Consider the following 7686-nt stretch of genomic DNA (forward strand, 5'->3'; position numbering starts at 1 on the left):
CTAGAACCTGAAGGACCTGGCAAAAGGACTCTCGTGGAGCAATTTCTAAAGCCGGAGGAGCCCCTTGAGCTGACATCTCCAACAGCGGCGTGTCTACTCTAAGCACTCCATGCACGCCGCAGTTTCGATAGCTCAGCCCTTGCCCAGCAAGGCTTTGGGTCTTGACTCGAACAATATTCTTTTTCAACACCTGAGTCTTGTGATAGCTGTCTTGCACTGGAGCGGCCAGCAATTGGAGCTTTTCCGCCGCCCTCAAGCTCACGCCGTCAATAAATTCAGTAGCCTGGAAGGCCCCTTGCACGATGCTCACCTTCAAGTCTCCGCAAAAGGACCCCGGCACCGGAGCCGAGCTCTGCCGGGTTTCTTGAAGATAGGGGGAAGTAGAGGACTCCAGAAAAGTATTAACGCCCGAGCGGTGCTGGAGAGCGCGAGCCGTGATGCTCCCTGATCCTGTAATATGGCATCCTTGGCTGGCAAAGCTTTGAGCGCGAATATCCATATGCCCGGCCCGAAAGCCAACAAAAATATTCCTCACACGTCTGCGTGAAGCTTTAAGAATGCCTGTCGTACGATTTCGGAACGATTCAATGCTTTGTTCAGCACCTCAATAGTTTCTTGCTTTCCGTCTTTCTTAATTTTTTCTAAGTCTTCTGTAGTTTCTTGAATAGTATAATTTAAAATTTTTATAAAGGGCTCTTTTTTAGCTAAATAAAGATTATTAATTAAGGTCTGATTCTCAGAAAAATGATCAAAATTATCATCCCTCATCCAATAAAAAAACCATTTTGCAGCACTCATCGCTCTTGGAACTAGTTCATGAATACAACTCAAAAGTACTGGAATATAAGCTTCACCAAAATAATTTGCATCAACGATCCCATTGCACAATGGCTCACTTGAATAATCTTCCATCACAACTGCGTCTTCATAGTAATCATCTGAAGGAACGTATTTTAATAAATGTGGAATGACAGATGGATCACCATGATTAAATATGGCCTGAAGAATTACATCAAACAAAGATACGCATTGTTGAACGGAATCGTCATTTTCTTTTCTGCTCCATTCTTGATACACATCATCTAAGTCTTGCAATAATTCATCATTTTCAAATTCTTCCAAATTTTCTACTAATTCTTGTGCTTCTCCAGACCATGTGGGAGAAATATTTCGAATTTCTTGATAAATTTCAGCTTTAGTCATTTTGAATCTCCTTTAGATTTTGGAGGAATTTTTCCATCAAATCCCCCTGGGTTATCTGATTTTATTTTTCTAAGCGCTTTTAAGCATGCTTCGTTAACTTTTTCTCGGTCACATCCGGCCTCCAATAGACCATTTCGTGTGTCTTGAATGCCTTGCAACAAAGATTCTCTGGGATGTTGCGGCTTAGGTTTTTGCTCATTTCTTTTGTGGATTAATTTACGAACCTCAGCCTGATGAATTTTTCTTGGTAATGGAACGACTGTATTATTTTTATACTTTCGTCCCGTCACTTTAAAAATTTCTTCTGCTTGAGCCACAGGCCACACATGGTGCTGCTCAAAGGGTAGTCCGGTTTCTTGAGCTCTTTTTCCGATAATATCCTTCATCTCATCTCTCCAATACTCCCCCACTGGCACCGGATCATCCTTATACTGCTCAAAATACCTTCGCATTTCTTCCGGCGTCATGTCGGGATCTTTACGTTTTTGTGTGCCCTTGAGTTGTTCCGCGCCGCCGCTCAACATCCCTTTTTCGCCGCCCGTTTTACGCCGGTTTTCATCAAGGTGTTCGGGCCCTTTTGCTCTTTTGAAAAAGCTTTTTTTGCCAGGCGCACTCCGGCTTTTGCTGCTCGCGCTCCGGCCTTTAGACCTTGTGTGCCAAGGCCTGACGAGGCCAGATCCAGTGCCACAGACCCTGCTGTCAGCGCTGCATGCCCTCCAGCCGTCCAGTAATTTCCCGCCTCAAGGTTCTCTTTGATATCTTTGGCGCCTTGAACCACATCCAAAACGATAGCCGGAATGCTGGCCAAAAAATTGTGCTCTAATGCGTTTGCAGACGCGGTATCGCAGGCGGTGATATCTCCGGAATCCTTGCCCGCCAAGCACAAACCAGTCGCTGTCAGCACTCTTATACAGGCTTGAGTTCGCCGTCCCAGCTCTAAGCCCGCCTCTTGACATCGGGCAACATAGTCGGACCATGGCTCTTGAGGGAGCTGTTTTGGCAAAAATTGCTTGACGTTTTCCATGACCAGTTCTGCGCCCGACTCGGCTGCCATGGTGGCTCCAGCAGCTAAAAAGGCCTTGCTCCAGTCCAGATGGCCGGAATTTATAGCTTGTAGGCTCAGCGTAGAAGCCAAAGAGAGCGCTCCGTGGAGCAATTTGTGCTCTAGAAAGTTGATTTCCTTGCTTTGATATTCCAGCCCGATTTGCCCGGCCAGGAATCCAGAAACTTGTACCAGGCCTTGTCCCGCAAGGGCTTTAAGAGGATCGGCCTGATAGACGGCACAGTTCAAAGCGGTGTTTTTAACGGCATGGATGGCTCGGTGATCGGGCAAAACCTGCCCCAAAGCTAGGCCCGCTCCAGACACTGCAAGACTTTTACCCACATCCTTCAGCATCGCTTTAAACTGGATGTGCCTGTGATCAGCCAGGCACTCCAGACCTGAGTTCTGGATAAAGGCATGACCAGAGGCCGCAATCACTGACCCCACCAAAGGAGGCGCCAGCACCGCAGACAAAGCCGTGATGCCCACGCCAAGGACAGCCTTAAAGGCGGGCTTAAACTGAGTGCTTATATATTTTTCTTCTTGAGTGCAAGGCTCTAGAACCTGAAGGACCTGGCAAAAGGACTCTCGTGGAGCAATTTCTAAAGCCGGAGGAGCCCCTTGAGCTGACATCTCCAACAGCGGCGTATCTACTCTAAGCACTCCATGCACGCCGCAGTTTCGGTAGCTCAGCCCTTGACCAGCAAGGCTTTGGGTCTTGACTCGAGCGATGTTCTTTTTTAGAACCTGAGTCTTGTGATAGCTATCTTGCACTGGAGCGGCCAACAATTGAAGCTTTTCCGCCGCCCTCAAGCTCACGCCGGATCTAAATTCAGTAGCCTGGAAGGACCCTTGACCCATGTTCACCTTCAAGTCTCCACACAAGGACCCCGGCACCGGAGCCGAGCTCTGGCGGGTTTCTTGAAGATAGGGGGAAGTAGAAGATTCCAGAAAAGTATTAACGCCCGGGCGGTGCTGAAGAGCGCGAGCCGTGATGCTCCCCGAGCCCTCAATATGGCATCCTTGGCTGGCAAAGCTTTGAGCGCGAATATCCATGTGCCCAGCGCGAATATTCGAGCCATGAAAAATGCTCGAGGCTCCGCAATACACCTCATCGGATTTCTTTCCGGGCTTGACCAGGCGCTCTTGAATCTGAGTGGACAGGCCCAAGTCAATAAAACCCAACTCACTGCTCACAAATCTTTAAAAATTCTTGATGAACACGTTCAATGCGCTCTAGATCTTCTTGAGAACTTTTTATCGATTTTATATTCGCTTCCTTTTTAGATTTTTGAAATTTTTCTGTAATTTCTTGAATACAACTCTGAAGTATTTCTTTAAATAAATCTTTTTGAACCATACGCAAATTTTTAACTAAAGGCTGATTGTTTAAAAAATTTTCAAAATTATCATACAACATACTGTAAAAAAACCACCTTGCAGCGCCCATCGCTCGAGGAACTAGTTCATGAATGCAACTCAATAGCACAGGAATGTAAGATTCCCCAAAATAGCGGGCACTACAAATTCCGTTACAAATTTGTTCACTCGAATAATCTTCCATAAACACCGAATCTTTATCGTCATCATCAGATGGAACGTATTTTAATAAATGAGGAATAACAGAAGGATCTCCATGATTAAAAATAGCCTCAGTTAAGAAGCTAAATAACGCTTCGCATTCTTCAATATGCTTAAGCTCGTTTTCATCATCTGTGCAATACAATTTTGGAAGAGAACTCCATTCTTGATATAATGCATCCAAATCTTCCAATAATTCTTGATTTTCCAATTCTTCCAAAGCTTCTAACAGCTCTGGAGCCTCACCATAGTACATCGGTGCACCATTTCGAATTTCTTGATAAATTTCAGCTTTAGTCATTTTGAATCTCCTTTAGATTTAGGAGGAATTTTTCCATCAAATCCCCCTGGGTTATCTGATTTTATTTTTCTAAGTGCTTGCAAACAGGCTTCATTTGTTTTTGTGCGATCACATCCGGCCTCCAATAACCTTTCGTGTATCTTGGATGCCTTGCAACAAAGATTCTCTGGGATGTTGAGGTTTAGAATTTTTATTTCTTTTATGTAATAATTTCAATCCATTTCCTTGATGTATTTTTAATGGTAACGGAATTACTACATTATTTTTATATTTACGTTCTGTCACTTTAATGATTTCCTTTGACTGAGCAACGGGCCACACGTGGTGCTGCTCAAATTTAATACCGGTTTCTGAGTTCTCTTTTGGACAATTTTTTTCATATCTGGCTCCCAATACTCCCCCACCGGAACTGGATCATCCTTATACTGCTCAAAATATTTTCGCATTTCTTCCGGCGTCATGTCGGGATCTTTACGTTTTTGTGTGCCCTTGAGTTGTTCCGTACCGCCGCCCGTTTTTTCGCCGGTTTTCATTAAGGTGTTCTGGCCCTTTTGCTCTTTTGAAAACGCTTTTTTGGCAAAGTGCACTCCGGCTTTTGCTGCTCGCGCTCCGGCCTTTAGACCTTGTGTGCCAAGGCCTGACGAGGCCAGATCCAGTGCCACAGACCCTGCTGTCAGCGCTGCATGCCCTCCAGCCGTCCAGTAATTTCCTGCCTCAAGGTTCTCTTTGATATCTTTGGCGCCTTGAACCACATCCAAAACGATGGCCGGGATGCTGGCCAAAAAATTGTGCTCTAGTGCGTTTGCAGATGCGGTATCGCAGGCGGTGATATCGCCGGAATCCTTGCCCGCCAAGCACAAACCTGCCGCTGTCAGCACTCTTATACAGGCTTGAGTTCGCCGGCCCAGCTCTAAGCCTGCCTCTTGACACCGTGCAACATAGTCGCTCCAAGGCTCTTGAGGGAGCTGTTTTGGCAAAAATTGCTTGACGTTTTCCATGACCAGTTCTGCGCCCGCTTCGGCTGCCATGGTAGTGCCGGCGGCTAAAAAGGCCTTGCTCCAGTCCAGATTGCCGGAATTTATAGCTTGTAGGCTCAGTGTAGAGGCCAAAGAAAGCGCTCCGTGGAGCAATTTGTGCTCTAGAAAGTTGATTTCCTTGCTTTGATACTCCAGCCCGATTTGCCCAGCTAGGAATCCAGAAACTTGTACCAGGCCTTGTCCCGCAAGAGCTTTAAGAGGATCGGCCTGATAAACAGCACAGTTCAAAGCGGTGTTTTTAACGGCATGGATGGCGCGGTGGTCGGGGAGAATTTCTCCCAAAGCCAGGCTCGCTCCAGACACTGCAAGACTTTTACCTGCGTCTTTTAACATTTCTCGAAAGCGAATGTGTCTGTGATCAGCCAGGCACTCCAGGCCTGAGTTCTGGATGAAGGCATGACCGGAGGCCGCAATCACTGACCCCACCAAAGGAGGCGCCAGCACCGCAGACAGAGCCGTGATGCCCACGCCAAGGACAGCCTTAAAGGCGGGCTTAAACTGAGTGCTTATATATTTTTCTTCTTGAGTGCAAGGCTCTAGAACCTGAAGGACCTGGCAAAAAGACTCTCGTGGAGCAATTTCTAAAGCCGGAGGAGAGCCTTGAGCTGACATCTCCAACAGCGGCGTGTCTACTCTAAGCACTCCATGCACGTCGCAGTTTCGGTAGCTCATTCCTTGCCCAGCAAGGCTTTGGGTCTTGACTCGAGCGATGTTCTTTTTCAGAACCTGAGTCTTGTGATAGCTATCTTGCACTGGAGCGGCCAGCAATTGAAGCTTTTCCGCCGCCCTCAAGCTCACCCCGGATCTAAATTCAGTAGCCTGGAAGGACCCTTGACCCATGCTCACCTTCAAATCTCCACGCAAAGACCCCGGCACCGGAGCCGAGCTCTGGCGGGTTTCTTGAAGATAGGCGGAAGTAGAGGACTCCAGAAAAGTATTAACGCCTGGGCGGTGCTGGAGAGCGCGAGCCATGATGCTCCCCGAGCCCTCAATATGGCCGCAACGCTTATCGATGACCTATCCCCACAACCTCTTCAGGCAGCAATAACAGCTGGCCCAAAACATATTCGGCGCAAGCTAAAGATTCTTTGGCAGAATTAACGTCTTCTTGAGCAAACTGATTATTTTGTTCACGTGAAACTTTCTGAAGCTTTTCCTGAGCTTTTTTTAACGAATCTTTCCATTCCGAAATTTCTTTTTCCACTAGATTTTTTATCATAATTCGGTTCCCTAAATGTAACGCGTCCACAACATGAAGCTTTGGGAATTCATCAGGTGTAATACGATAAAATGTTTTAAAAATCATTTTAAACATAAAATCACTTGCTACATAATTCAACACTTAGAGGGAAGTAGATGCAAAGATCGCATTAGCCAAGGAACATAATCTGGCCAACGAGCCGTAATAACGCCAACCATAGGTTGCGACCACATACCCTCCATATACCATTCATCGGGAAAATATTTCATAACTGATGGAATAAACGAAGGATCTTCCAAGTATTCTAAAGTCATAAATAAGTAATAAAAACACCAGGAAGCACGTTCGTATTCAAAAAATTCTCCGATCTTTTCTAGGTAATCAACTCCTCGTTCTCCTAAGTCCCACATGTTAAAATAACGATCTAGCGCCTTTAGCAGATCTTTTTTAACTGCAAATTTTGGTAGAAATTCCATCCAATATTTTGATGCAAGACCTCCCATAGCACCACCTCCATCTCTTCCGTATTGGTCTTCAAAATTAAAAATTTCATCCATAATGTCTTGAAGGCATTCATAATTTATCTTTAAACCGATTTCATTAATTTCCATTTTTTCTCCTATTTCGTTAAACTCCTATTTCGTTAAATTTTTCTGAAAATATTCTGAAAAATGTACCTTATTTAATCGAATCACCTCTAAAAGTGCTGTATTCAGGTCTTGACGCACCTCATTTTGCAAAACTGGGTCAGAAATTCGCAGCGCACAATTTCGCAAATCGCGAATAGACCAGAACAATGCTTCTCGAAGATTATTGAATTTATAGTTGTTAGCAGTATGCACAAAAGATTCATGCCAAATTTTTGGAATTAAAATAGAAACCCCAGCATCAGGATGAATATCGTGAGCAATAAAGTGACGGTTGTTAGCTTGCGTGCCCACGTGGTGACGAACCGTAAATTCTGTTTTACCATTGATTCCCCCTTTTAGATGTTGAAATTTTTCGTTTCGAGCCTCACCTATTTTTTTTAAATCTTTATACGTTCCCATCACAAATTTCTGATCCTTATATTCTTGAAAATATTGAGCAATTTGCTCTGATTCCTGAATAGACAAAGGATTTTTTTCCAATTCCACCTTGTCCGCCAAGGCCTTTTGGAGCCTGTGTACGTTCAGCCGGAGGGTTATCCGGATTAATTTTTCGTTTAAAATCTGGCTTTTGATCGTTCCTTTGGGAATTTTGATTGTGGCTTTTTTGCAGCATCGGATCTTGCCCTGAAGCCTTTTTTTGAGCGGTTTTTACAACCGCCCTACCCTTTGCG

At 45.1% G+C, this 7686-nt stretch carries 11 protein-coding genes; all 11 read right to left on the reverse strand.

The genetic code is table 11. The features are described from left to right. The coding region (locus P618_RS00735; protein ID WP_040458110.1) for a hypothetical protein at positions 1 to 535 on the reverse strand (535 nt) is incomplete at its 3' end. Continuing rightward, positions 532 to 1203: a hypothetical protein gene (locus tag P618_RS00740; RefSeq protein WP_021827067.1), complete on the reverse strand. Its 672-nt coding sequence runs from the start codon at positions 1201 to 1203 to the stop codon at positions 532 to 534. The genes P618_RS00735 and P618_RS00740, both read right to left, overlap by 4 nt. After that, positions 1200 to 1727 (reverse strand): hypothetical protein, encoded by a 528-nt coding sequence (locus P618_RS07610; protein ID WP_024160991.1) that lies wholly within the window; start codon positions 1725 to 1727, stop codon positions 1200 to 1202. The genes P618_RS00740 and P618_RS07610 overlap by 4 nt, the downstream gene beginning before the upstream one ends. Further along, positions 1721 to 3442 carry a hypothetical protein gene (locus tag P618_RS00750; protein WP_024160992.1) on the reverse strand — a complete coding sequence of 574 codons (1722 nt, stop codon included), beginning with the start codon at positions 3440 to 3442 and terminating at the stop codon, positions 1721 to 1723. The genes P618_RS07610 and P618_RS00750 overlap by 7 nt, the downstream gene beginning before the upstream one ends. After that, positions 3432 to 4127, reverse strand: a complete 696-nt coding sequence (locus P618_RS00755) for a hypothetical protein (RefSeq protein WP_021827069.1) — start codon at positions 4125 to 4127, stop codon at positions 3432 to 3434. The genes P618_RS00750 and P618_RS00755 overlap by 11 nt, the downstream gene beginning before the upstream one ends. Before the next feature lie 108 nt (positions 4128 to 4235). Then, the gene (locus tag P618_RS07615) at positions 4236 to 4412 is read right to left on the reverse strand and encodes a hypothetical protein (RefSeq protein ID WP_021827071.1); all 177 of its coding nucleotides are present in this window, start codon (positions 4410 to 4412) and stop codon (positions 4236 to 4238) included. After that, on the reverse strand, positions 4409 to 6136 hold the full coding sequence (locus tag P618_RS00760; RefSeq protein ID WP_024160994.1) for a hypothetical protein: 1728 nt from the start codon (positions 6134 to 6136) through the stop codon (positions 4409 to 4411). The genes P618_RS07615 and P618_RS00760 overlap by 4 nt, the downstream gene beginning before the upstream one ends. Positions 6137 to 6170: 34 nt before the next feature. Further along, positions 6171 to 6479 carry a hypothetical protein gene (locus P618_RS00765; RefSeq protein WP_040458112.1) on the reverse strand — a complete coding sequence of 103 codons (309 nt, stop codon included), beginning with the start codon at positions 6477 to 6479 and terminating at the stop codon, positions 6171 to 6173. A 20-nt stretch (positions 6480 to 6499) separates the two neighbouring features. Continuing rightward, a complete protein-coding gene (locus tag P618_RS00770) occupies positions 6500 to 6976 on the reverse strand; it encodes a hypothetical protein (protein ID WP_024160996.1) in 477 nt (158 codons plus the stop codon). A 24-nt stretch (positions 6977 to 7000) separates the two neighbouring features. Further along, on the reverse strand, positions 7001 to 7495 hold the full coding sequence (locus tag P618_RS00775) for a hypothetical protein (protein ID WP_239638249.1): 495 nt from the start codon (positions 7493 to 7495) through the stop codon (positions 7001 to 7003). Beyond that, the coding region (locus tag P618_RS08130) for a hypothetical protein (protein WP_040458116.1) at positions 7431 to 7686 on the reverse strand (256 nt) is incomplete at its 5' end. The genes P618_RS08130 and P618_RS00775, both read right to left, overlap by 65 nt.

This window comes from Holospora obtusa F1, assembly GCF_000469665.2.
Taxonomy (GTDB): Bacteria; Pseudomonadota; Alphaproteobacteria; order Holosporales; family Holosporaceae; genus Holospora; species Holospora obtusa.

Bases quoted from the DNA above. Each gene is read 5' to 3' on its own strand.
- P618_RS00770 (WP_024160996.1), bottom strand. From the start codon at position 6,976: ATGGAAATTAATGAAATCGGTTTAAAGATAAATTATGAATGCCTTCAA.
- P618_RS00740 (WP_021827067.1), bottom strand. From the start codon at position 1,203: ATGACTAAAGCTGAAATTTATCAAGAAATTCGAAATATTTCTCCCACA.
- P618_RS00760 (WP_024160994.1), bottom strand. From the start codon at position 6,136: ATGGCTCGCGCTCTCCAGCACCGCCCAGGCGTTAATACTTTTCTGGAG.
- P618_RS00755 (WP_021827069.1), bottom strand. From the start codon at position 4,127: ATGACTAAAGCTGAAATTTATCAAGAAATTCGAAATGGTGCACCGATG.
- P618_RS07610 (WP_024160991.1), bottom strand. From the start codon at position 1,727: ATGTTGAGCGGCGGCGCGGAACAACTCAAGGGCACACAAAAACGTAAA.
- P618_RS00765 (WP_040458112.1), bottom strand. From the start codon at position 6,479: ATGTTTAAAATGATTTTTAAAACATTTTATCGTATTACACCTGATGAA.